Origin of the sequence: Candidatus Competibacter denitrificans Run_A_D11 (genome assembly GCF_001051235.1) — a bacterium.
Classification (GTDB): Bacteria; Pseudomonadota; Gammaproteobacteria; order Competibacterales; family Competibacteraceae; genus Competibacter_A; species Competibacter_A denitrificans.
The window spans coordinates 84,138-102,959 of record NZ_CBTJ020000033.1; the positions used below are offsets into that span (position 1 = coordinate 84,138).

General features: G+C 57.1%; 21 protein-coding genes. 8 read left to right on the forward strand and 13 right to left on the reverse strand.

Translation table 11 applies throughout. From position 1 onward, the window contains the following. The first annotated feature begins 125 nt into the window (after nt 1-125). From ubiK to BN873_RS07310, 5 genes are all read left to right on the forward strand, one after another. Nucleotides 126-425, forward strand: a complete 300-nt coding sequence (gene ubiK / locus BN873_RS07290; protein WP_048672288.1) for a ubiquinone biosynthesis accessory factor UbiK — start codon at nt 126-128, stop codon at nt 423-425. 169 nt (nt 426-594) lie between these two features. After that, complete coding sequence (locus tag BN873_RS07295) at nt 595-2,121, forward strand: YifB family Mg chelatase-like AAA ATPase (protein WP_048672292.1); 1,527 nt, start codon at nt 595-597, stop codon at nt 2,119-2,121. A gap of 31 nt (nt 2,122-2,152) precedes the next feature. Continuing rightward, entirely contained in the window at nt 2,153-2,710 is a 558-nt protein-coding gene (locus BN873_RS07300) for a hypothetical protein (RefSeq protein ID WP_053085263.1), read from the forward strand. Then, nucleotides 2,707-3,237 (forward strand): hypothetical protein, encoded by a 531-nt coding sequence (locus BN873_RS07305; RefSeq protein WP_048672295.1) that lies wholly within the window; start codon nt 2,707-2,709, stop codon nt 3,235-3,237. The genes BN873_RS07300 and BN873_RS07305 overlap by 4 nt, the downstream gene beginning before the upstream one ends. Before the next feature lie 43 nt (nt 3,238-3,280). After that, nucleotides 3,281-3,715 (forward strand): hypothetical protein, encoded by a 435-nt coding sequence (locus BN873_RS07310; protein ID WP_048672362.1) that lies wholly within the window; start codon nt 3,281-3,283, stop codon nt 3,713-3,715. Nucleotide 3,716: 1 nt separating this feature from the next. On the opposite strand, the gene BN873_RS07315 is transcribed toward BN873_RS07310, so the two are convergent. Then, complete coding sequence (locus BN873_RS07315; RefSeq protein ID WP_048672297.1) at nt 3,717-4,547, reverse strand: protein phosphatase 2C domain-containing protein; 831 nt, start codon at nt 4,545-4,547, stop codon at nt 3,717-3,719. A 400-nt stretch (nt 4,548-4,947) separates the two neighbouring features. On the opposite strand from BN873_RS07315, the gene BN873_RS07320 reads away from it, so the two are divergent. Then, nucleotides 4,948-5,697 carry an SIR2 family NAD-dependent protein deacylase gene (locus BN873_RS07320; RefSeq protein ID WP_048672298.1) on the forward strand — a complete coding sequence of 250 codons (750 nt, stop codon included), beginning with the start codon at nt 4,948-4,950 and terminating at the stop codon, nt 5,695-5,697. Nucleotides 5,698-5,766: 69 nt separating this feature from the next. Here the strand turns inward: BN873_RS07320 and BN873_RS07325 are convergent, their stop codons facing one another. Continuing rightward, on the reverse strand, nt 5,767-7,089 hold the full coding sequence (locus BN873_RS07325; protein WP_048672300.1) for an FAD-binding domain-containing protein: 1,323 nt from the start codon (nt 7,087-7,089) through the stop codon (nt 5,767-5,769). 172 nt (nt 7,090-7,261) lie between these two features. Here BN873_RS07325 and BN873_RS07330 point away from each other — a divergent pair, with 172 nt between their 5' ends. Further along, on the forward strand, nt 7,262-8,029 hold the full coding sequence (locus BN873_RS07330) for an alpha/beta hydrolase (protein ID WP_320411705.1): 768 nt from the start codon (nt 7,262-7,264) through the stop codon (nt 8,027-8,029). A 206-nt stretch (nt 8,030-8,235) separates the two neighbouring features. Beyond that, entirely contained in the window at nt 8,236-8,835 is a 600-nt protein-coding gene (locus BN873_RS07335; RefSeq protein WP_048672303.1) for a CBS domain-containing protein, read from the forward strand. 189 nt (nt 8,836-9,024) lie between these two features. On the opposite strand, the gene BN873_RS07340 is transcribed toward BN873_RS07335, so the two are convergent. The 11 genes from BN873_RS07340 to BN873_RS07390 form a co-directional block, all read right to left on the reverse strand. Then, nucleotides 9,025-9,492 (reverse strand): GNAT family N-acetyltransferase, encoded by a 468-nt coding sequence (locus BN873_RS07340; protein WP_048672305.1) that lies wholly within the window; start codon nt 9,490-9,492, stop codon nt 9,025-9,027. A gap of 19 nt (nt 9,493-9,511) precedes the next feature. Next, nucleotides 9,512-10,087, reverse strand: a complete 576-nt coding sequence (locus tag BN873_RS07345) for an MOSC domain-containing protein (RefSeq protein ID WP_242434391.1) — start codon at nt 10,085-10,087, stop codon at nt 9,512-9,514. Nucleotides 10,088-10,108: 21 nt separating this feature from the next. Further along, the gene (gene copM, locus BN873_RS07350; RefSeq protein WP_048672307.1) at nt 10,109-10,510 is read right to left on the reverse strand and encodes a CopM family metallochaperone; all 402 of its coding nucleotides are present in this window, start codon (nt 10,508-10,510) and stop codon (nt 10,109-10,111) included. A gap of 62 nt (nt 10,511-10,572) precedes the next feature. Beyond that, nucleotides 10,573-12,576, reverse strand: coding sequence for a transglutaminase TgpA family protein (locus tag BN873_RS07355; protein ID WP_242434392.1), 2,004 nt, complete (start codon nt 12,574-12,576; stop codon nt 10,573-10,575). Beyond that, a complete protein-coding gene (locus BN873_RS07360; RefSeq protein ID WP_048672311.1) occupies nt 12,515-13,549 on the reverse strand; it encodes a DUF58 domain-containing protein in 1,035 nt (344 codons plus the stop codon). The genes BN873_RS07355 and BN873_RS07360 overlap by 62 nt, the downstream gene beginning before the upstream one ends. An 11-nt stretch (nt 13,550-13,560) precedes the next feature. Further along, on the reverse strand, nt 13,561-14,481 hold the full coding sequence (locus BN873_RS07365) for an AAA family ATPase (protein WP_048672368.1): 921 nt from the start codon (nt 14,479-14,481) through the stop codon (nt 13,561-13,563). Between the two features lie 13 nt (nt 14,482-14,494). Next, nucleotides 14,495-15,019, reverse strand: a complete 525-nt coding sequence (locus BN873_RS07370) for a gamma carbonic anhydrase family protein (protein ID WP_048672313.1) — start codon at nt 15,017-15,019, stop codon at nt 14,495-14,497. 180 nt (nt 15,020-15,199) lie between these two features. Then, complete coding sequence (locus BN873_RS07375; RefSeq protein WP_048672315.1) at nt 15,200-15,691, reverse strand: cache domain-containing protein; 492 nt, start codon at nt 15,689-15,691, stop codon at nt 15,200-15,202. A gap of 146 nt (nt 15,692-15,837) precedes the next feature. Beyond that, the gene (locus BN873_RS07380; RefSeq protein WP_048672317.1) at nt 15,838-16,581 is read right to left on the reverse strand and encodes a 16S rRNA (uracil(1498)-N(3))-methyltransferase; all 744 of its coding nucleotides are present in this window, start codon (nt 16,579-16,581) and stop codon (nt 15,838-15,840) included. A 114-nt stretch (nt 16,582-16,695) separates the two neighbouring features. Further along, nucleotides 16,696-18,036: an L-lactate MFS transporter gene (locus BN873_RS07385; RefSeq protein WP_048672318.1), complete on the reverse strand. Its 1,341-nt coding sequence runs from the start codon at nt 18,034-18,036 to the stop codon at nt 16,696-16,698. Next, nucleotides 18,036-18,542 (reverse strand): histidine kinase dimerization/phospho-acceptor domain-containing protein, encoded by a 507-nt coding sequence (locus BN873_RS07390; RefSeq protein WP_048672320.1) that lies wholly within the window; start codon nt 18,540-18,542, stop codon nt 18,036-18,038. The genes BN873_RS07385 and BN873_RS07390 overlap by 1 nt, the downstream gene beginning before the upstream one ends. Between the last annotated feature and the right edge of the window lie 280 nt (nt 18,543-18,822).

The window sequence follows — 18,822 nt, forward strand, 5'->3', positions numbered from 1 at the left end:
TAAGCCAAGCCAGTGCGCTCTACAGATCCAATCCCGCACCTTAACGGTGCAACAGGTTGACGCGCACCACGCGGTAAATGTCGTTAAACTAAAATCTAGTCTTTGCCCCTACTGGAGGAATGGTGATGATCGACCCGAAAGCCTTCGATGACCTGGCCAAACGCTTCACCGAGGCGTTGCCACCCAGCTTCCGCCAATTCCAGGCTGATATAGAAAAGAATGTCCATGCTGCCCTGCAAGCCACCTTTTCCAAACTGGATTTGGTAACACGAGAGGAGTTCGAGGTGCAGCAGGGAGTGTTAGCGCGTACCCGGAGTAAGCTGGAAGAGCTGGAAAAACAGGTGGCCGAGTTGGAAAAACAAGCGCTGGGGACAAAACGACGCAAGAGTGCGGAAAAACCGGCCGAACCGGAAAACGATGGTTGACAGCAATCACTGCCTGCCCTCCCGCCACCGGGATCGACGACCGGCGACGCTGCCATCAACCGGTCGTGTGGCGTATGGCGCACCAAAATAGTGCAATACCGCTGCGCGGGCCTTAAGCAACCTCGACAACAGAGAACGTCCGCCCCAACGGATCGTCAAATGGATCGCCATGTCGCTCGCCATCATTTACACCCGCGCTCAGGTCGGCATTCATGCACCGCTGGTCAGCGTGGAAGTCCATTTATCGAGTGGCTTACCGGGACTTTTTATCGTTGGTCTGCCAGAGGCGGCGGTCAAGGAAAGCAAGGATCGGGTACGTGGCGCCATCCTGAATAGCCAGCTTGAATTCCCCAGCCGGCGCATCACCATCAATCTGGCTCCGGCTGATTTACCCAAAGAAGGTGGTCGATTCGACCTGCCGATTGCTTTAGGTATCCTCGCCGCGTCCGGCCAGATCAACCGGGAAATGCTCGACCGCTACGAATTTCTCGGTGAGCTGGCTTTAGGTGGCGAGCTGCGGGGTGTACGCGGGGTGCTGCCGGCGGCGCTCGCTTGCCGCGACGCCAAACGGACGCTGCTAGTACCGAGAGTCAATACCGAGGAAGCGCTGCTGGTCGGAGATGCTGCCGTCTTGGGGGCGACGCATCTGCTGGAGATCTGTCGGCATCTGGCCACCGGCACGGTGCTCAAGCCGCCGACCGCACACCCAATGCCGATTCCAGAAGCCCTGGCGGAGCGCGATTTGAGCGACGTGCGCGGTCAACATCATGCCAAACGGGCGTTGGAAATCGCGGCTGCGGGGGGTCACAATCTGTTATTCATTGGCCCACCCGGTACCGGCAAGACCATGCTGGCCAGCCGGCTACCCGGCATCCTTCCCCCGTTGTCCAATGTGGAAGCGCTAGAAACCGCCGCTATCGCGTCGATCAGCGCCCACGGGCTGGATTTGCAACGCTGGGCCGCGCGGCCGTTTCGCGCCCCGCACCATACCGCGTCGGGTGCCGCCCTGGTTGGCGGTGGTAGCCAGCCACGTCCTGGCGAGATTTCGCTGGCACACCACGGGGTTCTGTTTTTGGATGAGCTACCCGAATTTGATCGGCATGTGCTGGAAGTTTTGCGCGAGCCACTTGAATCAGGGCGTATCACCATTTCGCGCGCAGCCCGCCAAGCCGATTTCCCCGCGCGGTTTCAATTGGTGGCGGCAATGAATCCCTGCCCTTGCGGCTATCTGGGCGACAGTGAGCGCCGCTGCGCCTGCGGATCGGAGCAAGTCCGCCGCTATCGAGGACGGATCTCCGGGCCGCTGATAGACCGAATTGATCTCCATATCGAAGTTCCCCGCCTGGCACATCGGCTGTTACGAGGCGAAACTGCTGAGGAAAGCAGCGCGACGGTACGTGCCCGCGTGTGCAAAGCGCGTGACCGGCAATTGCAGCGGATCGGCAAACCCAACAGCGCGCTGACCACCCGCGAAATCGAGCGCCACTGCACCTTGAGCGAAGCCGATCATCGCTTGCTGGAACGTGCGCTGGAGCGATTAGGGCTATCACCGCGCGCGTACCACCGGATTCTCAAAGTAGCTCGTACTATCGCCGATATGGCCGGTAGCGATTCCATCGGAACGCCACATTTGACCGAAGCCCTCAGCTATCGCGCGTTAGATCGAACGCTGGCTCACCAGAATGATGGCCGTTGATAGCACCCAATCTACCCACCAAACTGCAACGATGATCACCACCGCCCATTCGACCACCCAACCTGCCAGATTCATAACCAGTCCCATCCTGCCTCTCTTTATCTTGCTGCTGGTAACCGTTTTGACAGGTTGCAGTTCTTTTCTACGGGAAGGAACCGCCGATCTGGCGGGGGTCGGTGGCGCGGCGCTGGCCTCTCAGGTCACTGACAATGCCGCCATCGCCACCGGCATCGGTCTTGGGGTGCGCTCAGCGGCGTTGGCGGGCCTGCAATATACTCAGCGCAAGGTACACGGCGCACAGCAGGATATGATCGCGCGAATTGCCGGCAACCTGGAGCCTGGCGCAGTCGCCCATTGGCAAGTCACTCATCGTATTCCCATCGAAGACGATGAGAGGGGTCGGGTGACGGTGAGTCGGATCATCAGCGCACGTCATCTGATCTGTAAGGAAATCGTGTTTTCTATTGATGCCCTAATCGATCAGAAACCCCATAGCGCCTTTTATGTCGCCACCATCTGCCGCGATAGCAACGGCTGGAAATGGGCGTCTGCTGAACCGGCCACTGAGCGCTGGGGTTCACTGCAATGACCCAGGATCGCGTGTCCCATTCGCCACCAAAAGCCCGCTCGGCGCACTGGCTGGTTGCCAGCCTACTCACCTTGGGTCTGGTCGGCTGCAATAGCGTCGGCGGATTTGCCGGCGCGGCAACGGGTATTGCCGCCGGCGCGGCAACCACCAATCCGGCCGTGGGTTATGGGGTTGGCATCGGCGTCAAGGCCGCCGTCGATGCCACGGGAAAATATGTGTTTCGCAAATGGCAACAGGCCGAACAGGATGCCATCGCCGCTTTGATCGGCCCAATGCAGCCGGGAGAGATACAGTCGTGGCAAATCCAACACTCGATTCCTTACGGCAACGAACACGGCGAGCTTCAGGTCATCCGGGTATTCCGCACACCGCTAGCACCCTGCAAGGAGGTTCTGTTTTCCGTGATTGAGGGCAAGGGTAAAAAACAGCAGCGCCAGTGGTTTGTCGCCACGGCCTGCCGGCAAACCACAGCCTGGAAATGGGCGGTTGCCGAACCGGCGGTAGCGCGTTGGGGTTCACTCCACTGAGAGGGCGATCACATCCATGATCTCGTTGAGCGATAGGCACTGCGTGATACGAACTTTGGGTTGTCTGGCGTTGCTATGGGCCGCCATCGCCGTCGGGCAAGGCCAACTCTCGACCATTAAGGTCGAGGCGCTGGTTGAAGCCTTGCGGCTGGCAGCCCCTGCCGTCCGGGCAGATTCCGGGCTGTACAGCGATTGGCAAATCAAACCGGACAACATCGGTCGCTGGACCACGCGCTGCTTGAACCAGCAACTGACACCGGAGCAATTTGCCGCCGATACAGTACTCGCCCGGCAAACAATCGCTTGTGTGATGGGACCGGTATTGCGCGAGCAGTTCGTGGCCAGCAACGGTAACGAAGTGGTGGCCATCCAGCGCGCCGCCGCCTGGTGGCTAAACGGCGATCCTGAGCCATATCGGCGCGGCGACACCAGCGCCTACACCCTCAAGGTGTTGGAAGCCTATCTACGGTTTTTCTGATTCAAGCCTTGCGCGCGAATACGCCCAAGCTGATATCGTCCACATTGAACATGAACTGTTCGCCAAGTTCAGCCAGGGCTTTCTCCAGGTATTCCCTAACAAACGTGTCCTCATACCGACTAAAGTTCAGGACGGTCGGCAGCACATCCCACAAAGGCACCCGCTGCTGGGTCCGGGCTTCCACGAAAGAGCCTAAGCCATCGGTGGCAACCACGATCAGGGGGAAGTCAGCTAGATCAAACGAAAAAACCAGTGGATTATCAAACGGCTCATGCCGCTTGATCACCTCGGTCGGGCCACGCAGGGTGCTTATCGATTGAGCAACCGCCGAGTCGCCGATGGCTTCCTGATAAAATACGTTGCGGGCGGGATCTAATAGATAAGACAAGTAATAGGGCGCATTCTCGGCATAATCCACCTGAATGGCCGCGAGTTGCCCATCAGCACGACGGGTGACGATGCAACCATCCCCATACACATGGACCCGCACCATCATCCCATCGCACCAAGCGATCAACAAAGTAGCATCCAGTACTTCGGGATTAAGTCCCAACTCGTGGGCCTGACGAGCGGCACGACGCACAATCCGCCGACCAAGGCGCCAATGGAGCGCGGCGCGCTGTGCCTCATCAGCAGCAACCCGCGCGAAACGAGCCAACTCGCGGCGGGCGTTCAACACCAGCAGCCTAGCCCCGATATCGCTATTTGGCGAAGCGGAGCAACCATCCGACAAGATCACATGAGGAAAAGGTTCCCCACCCTGAAACAAATAGTCCTGACAATACCAGTGCAATCTACCGATGGTGTAGTGCGAATCAAGCGCAATCATCATCCTAGCCTCATCAGCTCATGCCCCATCCACCCAGCAAGCCCGCCGCACGAGCAGTATTCGCTTGCTGTGCCCGTGACAACCTGCTGGGCGATACCCTCCTCCAATCCCGGTAGGGGAGCAGATCCCTTCGATCAGCATACGCTTGGAGGCGTTTTTCCAGACGAAAATGGCGGCACTGCCGTATGTTAACAAAGCGGCGCGAGAAACCACGCCCATGCGCCCGGATCACCAAAGTATACGATACGAATCGCCTGTTGCCGCACAGATACCGCCGGTGAATCAACCGCCGCCCTACACCTTGGCTTTTTGAAGTCCTTGCACTGACCCGGCGCTTCGACCTGCAACGGTCTACATGGTATTCTCGATCCGTGATCCGCCCTGTCACTGGAGACCTGTGGTCATGCGCGAAGTCCCCATTCCCTCAGAACTCGTCAATCGCCTACGCCATGCCCGCCAAGTCGCGGTTTTAACAGGGGCCGGCGTCTCCGCTGAAAGCGGCGTACCGACCTTTCGGGAAGCACAGACTGGCTTATGGGCGCAGTATGATCCTCAAGAGCTGGCCACACCCGAAGCGTTTCGGCGTAACCCGAAGCTGGTTTGGGAATGGTACGCTTGGCGCCAAGAGCGTATCCGCCAAGCTGAACCCCATGCAGGTCATCGGGCGCTGGTTACCATGGAACAGCAGATTCCCGAATTTAGCCTGATCACGCAGAACGTCGATGGTCTCCATCGGCGTGCCGGCAGTCATCAGCTCGTTGAACTGCACGGGAATATTTTTCGTGCTAAATGCTTCAGTGAAGATCGGCCGGTGGAAAACTGGTCCGACGATGGGGAAATTCCACCGCGTTGCCCCCGTTGTGGCGGCTTGCTGCGACCGGACGTGGTATGGTTTGGCGAAGCCCTGCCGGCTGCCGCGTTGCACACCGCCCAACACGCGGCCAGGACCACCGAAATCTTCTTTAGCATCGGCACTTCCACCCTGGTCTATCCCGCCGCCGATTTGCCTTTCGTCGCGCTCGGTCTAGGGGCCACGGTCGTGGAGATCAATCCTCAACCGACTCCCCTCAGCCCGCACGTCACCTTTAGCCTAACCGGCGCGGCGGGCGAGATCTTGCCCGCCCTCGTCAACCAAACGTGGGAAGCTGCCTAAGCCTACCGCACCGCAATTTCAACCGATAACAGCGTCAAAACGCCCTGGCATTATCCCACCGCACGAATCCTAGCCGACTCGCCGCGTTGCTCCCTCGCCCGGCATCAGCCAGCGACGAGTATAGACCCCATCAGGATCGTGCCGGGCAGCTTCTTCGGCGGGGTCTGCATCAGCCACTGGCTCTGCGAGTCGCCATCGCCCTATGACTTCCATCCACCCGGCCAGGTTGACTGCGGCATCGTCATCCAACAACTGCGAGGCGAACCACGCCGCACCCCAGCGCCAATCCACCCGGAGTTGGTGGCAAAGATAGCTGGCGACCAGGCGTCGGCCAAATGCGGTCAAATAACCAGTCTGGGCTAGCTCCCGTAAGTGAGCGTCCACGAATGGCTGGCCGGTCTCTCCCCGGCACCAGCTCTCGAACCGCTCTCGCGCCTGGCCATCGTGCAAGCCGGAGACCGGATCAGAGCGTTTTGTCTTACCCCCACGGGCAATAGCCAAAAATCGGCAATAGTCGCGCCGTAACAATTCATCGATGGTGCCCTTCGCCAATTCGCCGGCCCAAGCCGCCAAACCGGAATATTTGACGTATTGGTAAATCGACCGGGGCGAGATGGCACCGCGCGCTAACCACGGGGCAAAACGGTCAGCCTGGGCGGCGGTTAATTCGCCGGCTCCACCGCGCAGCGTATCCAGGGAAGCGCGCCGACCCTGCACAAAATCCTGCAATCTGGCTAATGCGACCGTCGCCCCGCCCTTAAATCCGGGTTGTTGACTAGGCTCGTGTTCAAGCAATAATCCAGCCGCTTGCACCAGTGTTGCTAAGGTTTCCGTTTTAAATTCAGCGGGAAACGTGGGGAGCTTGCGCAGGGGCGGTAACGGGGCGCGAGGTTCGCTGGCAGCCAGCGCCGCTTCCCGAAATCGGTTAAACGGTTCCGGCAGATTAGCCAAGGGAAACGGTAAATCATCTGGATGAATGAGCGTCGCTACCGAATAACCGCGCAGCATGACGCCAATCCGTTCAAGCGCAGCCAACAGCCGCCGCTCCAAACCAACCGCTTCGCTCAAAACACCACGCTCGGCAAAGACAACCCCCACGCCAAGCATTTTCGCCAGGCGAGGAATTTCGGTCTCCGGCTCACCGACCACAACATGCAAGCCGCTGCCACGCGCCTCCAAGCCAGTCCGCAAATCTTCCAGACATTCGATCAAAAACCGCGCTCTGAGCGGCCCCATGCGCGGAAATCCGAGCGGCTGGAGGGTAAACAGCCGGGGGTCTAGGCAATAAACGGGCACCAACACGTCCATGGTGTTGGCCAACCAGGTTAACACGTCATGATCGTGCAACCGCAAATCGTTACGAAACCAGAGCATCGCACGTCGATCATTCATTCTTCGCTTCCTCAGGTGGCCGTGTCGCGCGCCATCCTTATTTTGTTATATAGCGTAATTCCCGCTACGGAATCCGCCTTCCGCGAAATTCCAAGATTTTGGGGAACACCTCCGTAGGGTTTTGTTTTGGCAATTTGGAATACTTTAGTGCACCTCACCGAGAGATCGCCACATGATGTCTTTTTTTGACGAAAAACCCGCCCATCTAACGCTTGCCGATGGCCTTCAGCTCGCCTATCACCGCAGTTCGGGCGCCTTACCGGGCGTGGTGTTTCTGGGCGGTTTTACTTCAGATATGACCGGCATCAAAGCCTGTGCTTTGGAGCGCTGGTGCCGCAAGCGCAACCGAGCATTCCTGCGTTTCGATTATTCCGGGCATGGAGCATCCGGTGGCAAGTTTGCTGAAGGCACCATTGGCCGCTGGTCTCAAGACGTGCTTGCGGTTTTGGACCGTCTGACCGAAGGCCCGCAAATTCTGGTCGGTTCGTCGATGGGGGCTTGGCTGATGCTTCTCACCGCGCTCGCACGGCCAGACCGGATTGCCGGGTTGCTCGGCCTGGCTTGCGCGGTCGATTTCACCGAATACTTGCTGTGGGAACGGCTGGATGAAACGCTGCGGGAGCGCCTACATCGTGAGCGGGTCATCCGCTTACCGTCTCCTTATGGCGAACCGTACATCATCGCTTGGGATCTCATCGAAGAAGCCAAACAACACCGTTTGCTTGATCAGCCCAAGCTGCCGATCACTTGCCCGGTACGGTTGATCCATGGCATGAATGACACCGATGTGCCGTGGCGGATCAGTTTGCAGGTTGCCGAACGGCTGACGGGTTCCGACGTGCGCTTAATCTTGCTCAAGGACGGCGAACACACGCTATCCCGTGAACAGGATCTGGTGGTACTGACCCACACTCTACAAGATTTGCTGGAGGGTTGTTGAACCTATAACCTCAGCAATTGGAGGCTAATCCAAGCAAATTAATCTCCTATTAGTATTAAAAAATATACATTCATTTGAAAGAGCTAGGTGACAATTTCCCTATTCCCTATCAGTCAATAATCCCTTATCATATGTGTGTTCTCAACTAAAAGGTGGTTCTAACCACCACTGATGTCTACATCATTTCTGTACAGGAGACAGTCTTAATGAAACATGCTTATCAAGCGCTGCCGTTACATGGATTGGATCGGGGAATCCACCACGCTCGCCCAAAACAACAATTACCCCGCCGCATCACTATTGATGATCCGGCACTGTCGGTGATGACGGATCTGTGCCAGATCACCGCTATTACCATTGATCTGACAACCCCGCTGACCAAAGCCGTGGATCTTATGATCAGGCGCAGAGTGCGTATCCTCCTGGTTTGCGATGCAGACGACGCGATTCTTGGCGTCCTCACCAGCCGAGATATCGACAGCGAGAAAGCGGCTCGGATTATCGCCAAGACCGGCATCTCTCGTGATGAGTTATTGGTTTCTGATGTGATGACCCTCCGACCGAAATTGCAAGTTCTGATGATGGAGGACGTACTGGGGGCACGGATAGGCGATATTATCGCCACCCTGCGACAGGTCAGCCGCCAACACGCTCTGGTGCTGGATACCGACCCTGAGAATGACATCGCGGCGGTGAGAGGGATTTTCTCGCTTGCAGAGATTGGCTTGCGATTGGGCTTGAATATTAATCGATCACAACAGCCGACCACCTACGCCGAACTGGAAAAAGCTGGAGCCACAGTGTAACTGCTCTTTATTGAGATCGGTAAATCTGATAGGTAAGGTTTGTTGCGCAAGACGTCAACCAGGGAAATTCTAGCGACCGCTAGCAAATAGCCTTAAGAACCAAAAAGCGCTCAAGCGAACAAGCCTTACCTTGATGAGCACCGAGAAAACTATATCACCCCAAAAGACTCCTGGCTATTGCGCCACACCTCATAAGCTTCGCACCATGAAGCGGGCATCCGCTATAGGATTGTAGTAATAGGGTTGGGTATCGACAAAACCAAACGCTTCATACAGCGCTTGGGCTTTTTGCATCTCCCCGACTGTATCCAAAAATATCTTTTCATAACCTTTCTCCTTGGCTCTATCGATCAACGTCTTTACCAGACATTGACCAATACCCAAACCGCGAAATGCGGGACGCACATAAAGGCGTTTCAACTCGCCATTATTTTTTGCCAACGGCCGCAGTGCAATGCATCCGGCAGGGCTGCTATCGTGCGTCGCCAACAACAGGCAACCGCGAGGTGGCGCATAATCACCCGGCAGACCCGCAAGTTCCTCCGAGAAGTTTTGAAAGCAGAGATTAAAATTAAGAGAGGCTGCATACTCTGCAAACAAACATCGAATTTCTTCTATATGCAATGGCGTGGAAGCACTGACGATAGCCATACTCATCGGGATTTTCTTTACCGATTTATCGGACCTTTAGGGCGGCTTTTTTAAACAGGGCACTGAGCGGGACTTGGTGCGGTCCCCGCCTAAGCTCAAAGGGTTGCCCAGCCGCAACGCTGCCAGGAGCTTCCACAGCCAAATAGAAACCGCAGAATCCAGTCTGTACCATCTTTTTAGCCGCCCGATGATCTGCCATGATGTGATTGAATTTATAACAAGGCTCGCGTGGCTGGGTCACACGTAAAACACAGTCTGGAAAAAACAATTCATCTCCGACAAATAAATCGGCTTCCATCACACCAGAGAGCGTTAAGTTTTCTCCCAAACTTCCATAAGGTAGAGTCGTTGGTAAGCCAATGACTCTCCTTTGCTCTCGCCAGAAGGGATAATGCTCGGACGGATAGGCATAAACGGCTTTTGCGAAACCACCATGAACGGTTAAATCCGCCTGTTCATCGCCTTGCAGGCCCAATGGATTGACGGCAACAGTTCCTGCCACCGCATATTTACGAATCGCGGTCACCGTGTCCCTATCGTTGATCTGCATTCGCTCGGCAACACCGATCTGTACGCCGAGAACTTTACCGCTTTGGCCCACGGCTTAAGCGCCCTATACCCTTTACGGTTGGGTTTTTCCGGCTTTTCTGTCCAATTCCTTCAACCAAATCTTCATTTGCTCAATCTCCTGTTTCTGAGCACGGATAATGGCCTTCGCCAACTTACGCACTTTTGCATCCTTACCATATTGCAACACCACGTCCGACATATCGATAGCACCTTGATGATGGCCAATCATCCCCGCCAAAAAATCACGATCCGCATCACCCGTAAAAGTAATTGCCATTTCTTGATGCATCTTGGAGTTGGCTGCTTCATAAGCAGCCGTCGCAGGGCTAGAAACAGTTTGGGCGGGTGGTGACATCTTGTGATCGGCAGGATGGCCAGTATTTTGGGCATTCACTAGCCAGGGGGTCGCCACTAAGGTCATGGTCAGTAAAGCAGTAAAAGATAAGCGTTTCATTGCAACTCCTATAAGCGGCGTAGAGAAACAACAGACACTATGATCAGTCTATTTGCATAAAATTAAGTTCGAAATTGCCTCACCAATCGCTGCAACTGGTGAACATCCTCCGGTGAAGCGGTAGGACCATAACGCAACGTGGCATAAAGTCGGCCGATTTCACAAACTGGTTCCGCCAGATCCGGCCGACGGTCGGCCACCCGTTGGACGAAGGCTAATGGCCCCTCTTGCACACCGCGCGCCAAGCCACGCCGGGCCAGTCGCGCGCAAAATCGTTGCCAGGCACGTACCACCGGATCGCGGGAACCCTGATCTAGCCAGCGCAAACCGACGACCACCAGCACGAAACCAGCCAACGCCACCGTCATCGCTATTATCATCTCTCGCCAATCGACTGCCCCAAAACCAAGTCCTGAGAGAAATTCTTTTTGCCGATCCGGCCCGTAAGCCAGCACCCACTCATTCCAACTATTATTCAGTGAATCCCAGCTCATGGCCAATTGGTGCAACCACGCGCTATCACCGCCGCGCCGAATCAAGAATGGGAGATTCTGCCCGTCGGTAACGGCGGCATAGAGTCCGTCTTGCACACGATTTGGCGCAACCGCTCCTGTCGGATCTACCCGAACCCAACCTCGCCCTTCCAGCCACACCTCAGCCCAAGCGTGCGCATCGGATTGGCGGACAATCAGATAATCACCGAAGGTGTTGCGCTCACCCCCCTGATAACCCGTGACGACCCGCGCTGGTACTCCGGCCGCGCGCATCAGGAAAACGAACGCACTGGCATAGTGCTCGCAAAAACCCTGGCGAGTGTTGAAGAGAAATTCATCGACGCTATCAGTGCCCAGCAGCGGGGGATTTAACGTGTAATAAAATGTTTGTTGCCGAAACATCGCCAACGCTCGACCGACCATTGACTCAGGCCGGGTATCTTGCGCACGCCATTCCGCAGCCAGGGCGCGGACTTGTGGATTACCACGGCTCGGCAAGCGTAGCGCGCGTGCTCGTTCGGTCGCCTGTAAATCGCCGGTTCGATACTGGGGATAAGACCGCATTTGATAGCGGTATACCTCATTGACGGGCTGTTGGCGCACCAGTTGAAACGAGGGCGTCATGCTGGCTTGCGGCGGTAGCATCGCAGGCAAGTCAAGCGCCAGCAGCCAAATTCGGTTGCTTGGCTCCAAAATCACCGAATAGTCCACAGCCGCGCCTTCGGGCGTGAACGGCACTGGCACAGGGCTGGGGGGTGCTTCGCCCGCAGTCCAGCGCCGCCCATCGAAATTCCATAACACCGGCCCCCGCCAATACAGTTGGCTTGGTGATGGAAAAGGGCCGGTGAAGCGCGCTCGAAAGGCGACCGCATCGGATTTGCTGAGCGTACTGACCGTGCCAGGCATCATCTCATCGGATAAGCCGGTACGGCCCTTATGGGCATCCTGTGGCAAACCCCACAGCGGCCCAGGAATGCGCGGGAACAGCACGAACAAAATGAGCATCACCGGAACGGCTTGCAAGGCCATCTTGCCGGTCAGCCGTAACGGCGCTAATGCGCCAAGGCCCGCGTGCTGGCGGTGAATCATCACTTGCGCCGCCAACATCAGCAACACGACCGCAAAGAGGTAAGTCACCAACGGGATTTCTTGGCTGTAAAGCAGGTTACCCATCACCAGCAGATAACCGAGAAACACGAGCACCACTCCATCGCGCAAGCCGCGCGTTTCCAACAGCTTGCAAGCGGTCATGGCAACCAGCAGAGCCACACCGGCATCGCGGCCGAACAAGGTTCTAAAATCGATCAGCACGCCTGCTCCGGCCAGTACAGCCACCGCCAACAGCAGCCAGCGAGCAGGCAGCGCCCGATTTCGGAAGGCGATGAAGCCACGCCAACCGGCCATGGCAAAAAACAGCGTGCTCAGCCAAATCGGTAACGCGACGGCATGGGGTACTACCGCCAGCACCAGTGCGACCAGCAGCCACATCAAACCTGATCGGGTCAATGGTTCAACCGGCGGCACGCTGGGTCTTTGCTGCTTTTGCCGGTTTTCTCGATTCCAGACCATCATCGGTACCAGAGATGTCTTTTCGATCAGCAAACAAGGCCAGTGCCTCTAAACAACGGCGGCGCTGCGGTTCGCCGCGTGCCGGTAAGATGCGGATACTCGGCAATCGTAAACCGTATTCATAGCCCTCGTTTTCCGCTTTCAATACCCACTGACAGAGCTGCTCAAGCCGTGGTTCGATGTTTTCAATGCCCAGCAGTTGCCAATCCAGCCACAGTTCGGGTCGGGCTTGATCGACGAAACGCTTGACCAACAACTGCTCAGTACGACCGGCCGCTTTCCAGGCGATCCGACGCGGTGAGTCCCCAGGCGCATAGGGGCGAAACCCAGCGTAATCATCGCTGCCGACAGCCAATTCCTGCGCCCCACTCCCAGGCGCACCGGGCAAAGGCACCGGTAATGCTCGCGCCCCCCGTGGCCGAGGATAAACCAGGGTGGCGACATCGAACTCTACCCAGCTCCAGGACTGGAATAATCCCAAGGGAAACCGGGTCAGCACCCGGATACGGCCTGGCCGCAACCAACCGCGCCGTTCAGCCGGAATCGGCAACACGGCCGCCATCGAACCGTGCGGCGGAATATCGATAAACAGCGGTTCTCCATCCCGCCACTGGAGGGCAATGCCGTGCCGCGGCGCTCCGCGCGTGTTTTCGAGTAAAAATCTGAAGCCGGCATCCTGACCCGCGAATACGGGATCGGCCCCGTTGCCATGAATGACGAGACCTAAAAGGGTATCGTGGGCCTGCCACATGGTGTTCAACGCCACCGCCGCTAACAAAAACGTGAAGGCGAAGCCCATGCTGTTGCTGTAATTGATCGACCAGACAAACAATAACAGCAGCAACAAGCCAAAAGCGTAGCCTTGCGGCGTTGGTAAAATATAGATACGGCGTCGATCCAAGCGGATCGGTCCTAGCGATGGCCGCTGGTAGCGCGTCACCCACGCTTCGAACCGCCGCCGCCACGCCGCCAGCATTCAGCGGACGCTCAGGCCGGCAAGGCCACGGAAGTCAGCAAATGCCTGACCAGATCGTGGGTTGACTGTTCCAGGCTATCCTCACCCGGATGTAAGCGGTGGCTAACCACGGGGGGCAATACGGCTTGCACATCTTCAGGTAGCACATGACCGCGCCGATGCAATAAAGCCCAAGCCCGTGCCGCTCGCAACAACCCTAAACCGGCGCGTGGCGATAGACCACCCCGGAAGCGATTCGATTGCCGGGAAAACGCCAACAACGCTTGCACATAATCCAGTAGCGGCGGGGCGACGTGGATACCGTTCACCTGTGCTTGTGCTTCGTGTAATTGAGTGGGTGTCATCGCCACCGGCAGCCGAGCCAACAGGTCGCGTCGATCCTCGCCTTCCAGCAAAGCCCTTTCGGCCAGGGCGTCGGGATATCCTAATTCGACCCGCATGAGAAATCGATCCAGTTGGGATTCCGGTAAGGGAAAGGTACCGATTTGATAAGCCGGGTTCTGGGTAGCGATGACGAAGAACGGCTGCGGCAACGGCCGGGTTTCACCTTCGATGGTCACTTGCCCCTCCTCCATCGCCTCCAGCAATGCACTCTGGGTCTTAGGCGTGGCGCGATTGATTTCGTCGGCCAAGATCAGTTGGGCAAAAATGGGGCCGGGATGAAAGACAAAGGTTTCGCGCTGCCGCTCGTAAACCGCAGCGCCAAGAATATCCGCCGGCAGCAGGTCGCTGGTGAACTGAATACGCTGATAGTGCAACCCAAGGCTGTGCGCCAGCGCGTGCGCCAGCGTCGTTTTACCCATGCCGGGCAGATCTTCGATCAACAAATGGCCGCGCGCCAATAGGCAAGCTACTGCCAGCCGGATCGTGCTTTCCTTGCCCAAAATGATTGAGCCAACCTGGCGGATGGCGAGTTCTAAAGGATCTTGGATCGCGGCTTGCACGTCAGTTCTGTCCGCACAACTCGCGCTTGAAGCGTTTGAAATTGTCCACATAACGGCCTGCGGTCTGCCGCAGGCGCTCGATTTCCTCAGTGGACAGTGAGCGCACAATCTTACCCGGCGAACCCATCACCAACGAACCGTCGGGAATAACCTTGCCTTCTGGAATCAGGCTGTTGGCACCGATCAGGCAATGCTTGCCGATCACCGCCCGGTTCATGATCAGGCTCTTGATACCGATCAGGCTACCGTCTCCGACGACGCAGCCGTGCAGCATGGCCAGATGGCCAACGGTGACATCGCGGCCGAGGGTGAGCAGAATACCCGGATCGGTGTGGAGAACGGAACCATCTTGCACGTTGGTATTCTCGCCGATGGTGATGACATCGTTATCACCGCGAATGACCACATTGAACCAGATACTGGCATTTTGTTTGAGCACCACCGAACCGATAACGGTGGCGTTGTCGGCGATAAACCAGTCTTCGCCGTGAAATTCGACCTTGCGATCACCAAGCGAATAAATCACCGCATCCTCCTGCCAAGGGGCTTTCTCATGAGAGCGCCAGTATAACCGAGATCAGGCTTTAGAGGTGGGTATCAAAGGAGAGAAGTGGGAGGAGAAAAGACAGGAAAATTGTCAATCCACCGTGCTTTTTGCCTGGCTGGATGCCAAAAAACGGCGCAAAGCACGGCGGAATGCCAAGGATTACTTGGTCTTCGCTTCTAACGCCGCAACCGGCGTGCTGTCGTAGACGCCCGCGCCAACCACATAAGTGCCGGCGGGAAGCACGTAACTAACTTTACGATGATTACCCTCGGCGCCGGGCTTGGTCCACATATACTCGACCCAGCCACCGTTGGCTTTCTTACCGGCGTCACAGAAGGCCGTGCCGAATTCCTTACCCGTGGCCTTGTCCTTGAGGTCGCTCAACTTCATCCCCTTAACCTGGGCGCTTGGGTGGGCTTTCATGGTCCCGGTGGTGCAATCCATTACGAAAACATACGTGTCCTTCCATGCCCATTTGCCATCCTTTTTGTCGTATTCCGCCAGAGCGGTGTCTCCACCCGCCTTCACGTCAGCAGCGGCAGCTTTGACCTTGGTGATCACCTCGTCGGCCGTTGCGGCATCGGCAGCCCAAGCGCCGACGGAAAGGCCCATGGAGCAGAACGCGGCTACAGCCAGCGCAATTTTTTTCATCCCAACTACCTCCTCATTTATGTGGTTGTTTTGCCATACAAACGCCGCTAAGAAAAGCGACGTCTTTTAAAGCTAGACGGTGAAAGGATGAGTGACAAGATGTCTTGAGAGATTTTAACCACAGATTCTGCGGCCAAGTGCTGCGGTTAGCACCCGTTATTCCAATCACCCCACAGCGTTTGTACTGCCGCCAGCGCGGCCAAGGCGGCAGTTTCAGTCCGCAGAATGCGCGGCCCAAGCCGGATACCGGTGAATCCCGCCGCACGGGCTTGATCGATTTCAGCCGGGTTCAGCCCACCTTCCGGGCCAATTAGCAAGGTGACTGCACCGGTCGGCGGTTTTAGAGCGCGCAAGCCCTGGGTCGCCGACGGATCGAGCAGCAGCCGCCAGCCGGAGGCCAGGTCTTGCCCCAACCAGGCCGCCAATGGCAGCGGCTGAGCTAATGTCGGCAATCGGTTCTGGCCGCATTGTTCGCAGGCGCCGATGATAATGCCCTGCCAATGCTGCACTTTGCGCAGCAAGCGCTCACCGCTCAAATCGACTCCACCCCGCTCGCTGAACAAAGGTTGAATCGCATCGACCCCCAGCTCCACTGCTTTCTGCACGGTGTAGTCCATCTTGTCGCCACGCGAGACAGCCTGGGCCAATATCAGCCGTAACGGGGATTCGGCTGCTTCAGGCAAAGCGGCCACAACCTCGGCCCAGGCATCCCGCTTGCCGACATCCCTTAAGCTCGCTGTGAACGCGCGCCCTCGGCCATCGAACAAGACCAAAGCCGCACCGGGCTTTAAGCGCAGCACCCGCACGGCATGACCGAAGGCGTTGTCATCCAGTTGGACCGTCGCGCCGACGGTCAGCGATAACGGCAGATAGATTCGAGGGATACGCATGGACTCTCAATTTAAGCTGACAGCGATACAGCTTGCACCCGTTAACAACAAAACAAAGGCCCCGCCAAGCGGGGCCTTGTCCAAACCGGCAACCGGGGTGAAGGTGCAGCGGGATTAGGCCGCCTGCTCCAGGGCCGGTTGCAGCGCGGCTTGGGCGGCTTCCGCGTCACGCCGTGCCAGTTCTTCATTAACCTTGGCCGTGACCATGCCTTGGAACAGATCCCGCAGCATCATGATCACCGCGCCAACCGAGAGCAGGATACCAGCGACTCCGAAGGAGAGCGCGAAATCACCGGTGGCCGCTTTCATCATCTCAGAGGCCCGGCCCAGTACGAAGCCGCCCATGCCCCACGCGGTCATCAGCAAACCGTAGTTGATGCCGAAATTCTTCAGACCCCAATAATCCTTGGTGATCGCCGGGAACAGCGCCAGGTTGGTGCCGTAGTTGAAGCCGATCAGGGTGGCGATGATGACGATCAAGGCGGCGCTGGTATGCTCGGCGGTCACCACCGGGATCGCAACAAACATCAGGATAGCCTGGAACATCAGCATCAGGGAGAGGGTCAGGGTACGGCCGATCCGATCCGACAGCGAACCGGCGACGATGCGACCGCCTGCGTTGCCGACCGCCATGATCACTACCGCCAGGAACGCCAGCTCACCCATGCTTTGCTTGGCCATGCCGGCAATACTGCCGATCACCATCAAGCCGGCACCCGACCCGATGAAGAACACCACCCAGAGCACATAAAAGGCACCGGTTCTGGCGACCTGCGAGGGGCCTAAATCCTTGGGCTTGGCGATGGGCACCACTTTGGCGGTCTGCGCAGTGGCTGGAGCACCGACCGGTTGATAGCCAGCGGGCGGATTGCGCAGCAGCAAGGAGAACAAGCCCACCACCAGCGCGAACATCACGCTCAAGCACAGCATCGTCCATTGCAAACCGCCGCTCTTCATCAAATAGGTGGCCAGTGGCGCGATATAGACCGGGGCCAAGCCGAAGCCTGAGACCACGATACCGGCAATCAAACCGGTCTTGGCCGGTGGAAACCATTTCAATGCGGGCGGTGTGGCGGAAGAATAGCCAAAGCCCAAACCCATACCGACCAGAACGCCAAAGCCCAGCACCCACATCCAGTAACTGGTGGTCAACGACAGCAGCAGAAAGCCCGCCGCCACCAGAAAACCGCCGATCATCGCGGTGAATTTAGGTCCCAGCCGATCCTGGCACTTGCCGCCCAGGGTCATCGAAAAGGCAAACACCAGGCAACACACCGCATAAGGGTCATTGATCGACGCCAAATCCCATTGGAAAGCGCCTTCGCCGCCGTGTTTGATCGATTCGGCAATCGCGCCCTTGAACACGCTCCAGGCATACAGGACGCCGAGCGCCAAATTGATTCCAGTACCGGCCAAAACGACTGACCAACCTTTATTTTGCGGAGAGCTAGCCATTACGAAGGCTCCTTGGTGAGAAGAGAAGGGTTGTCACGACTGGGTTCTTTAGCGGCCGGTTCTATGGCGCTGATTGCGGTTCTGCCGAAGAGCCGATCCATGGCTCGCCCGAGACGGGCCGTTTCATCCTGAATGATTTGCAGAAACCGACGCTGTGCGGCTGGGTCCTCGACCGGATAATTGAGCAGGATTTCGGTAAACGAACGAATACTGGTCAATGGCGTCCGTACTTCATGGTTCAGTACGGTGATCACATCGGGGTCGAATTGCAGCGGGAACAGCAAGCCACCGCTGGGTCGTTCGGTAGTCGCCAGAGAAAGGGCCGACTCGCCCCCGCTTTCATGGAGGCGGCGGTTGCTCAAATCCTGATAATTGGCGCAGTCTTCATAGTGCGAGGTACAGCGCCGAACGATGACTTCTACGTGATAGGGAGAGATGTAGCCAGCGCCTACATCGCAGTAGTCGATTCCTTGCCCGTAAAAGGGGCAAATGGGCTGGCAATTCATCTCGACCTCACTCCTTAGTTTCTCATTGTTGTGATTGCTAAAGAGCAAGGACTATGCCAAGGGTGACAACGGCGAACAGCAGGAAAAATTCAGTTATTTTTTAATTAATTACAAGGAAGCAACGAGCGAGGTGGTCGAACGGGCGGTTGCAACGGTGCAAATGGCGTGGCTGGAGATAGCAGATCAGGCGGCGCGGCGAATCCGCCAGAGACGGTCAAATAATTATATTTTCAATCACTTGCTTTAGAGGGGTTGGTTGATTCGCACGAATGCGGCCAGC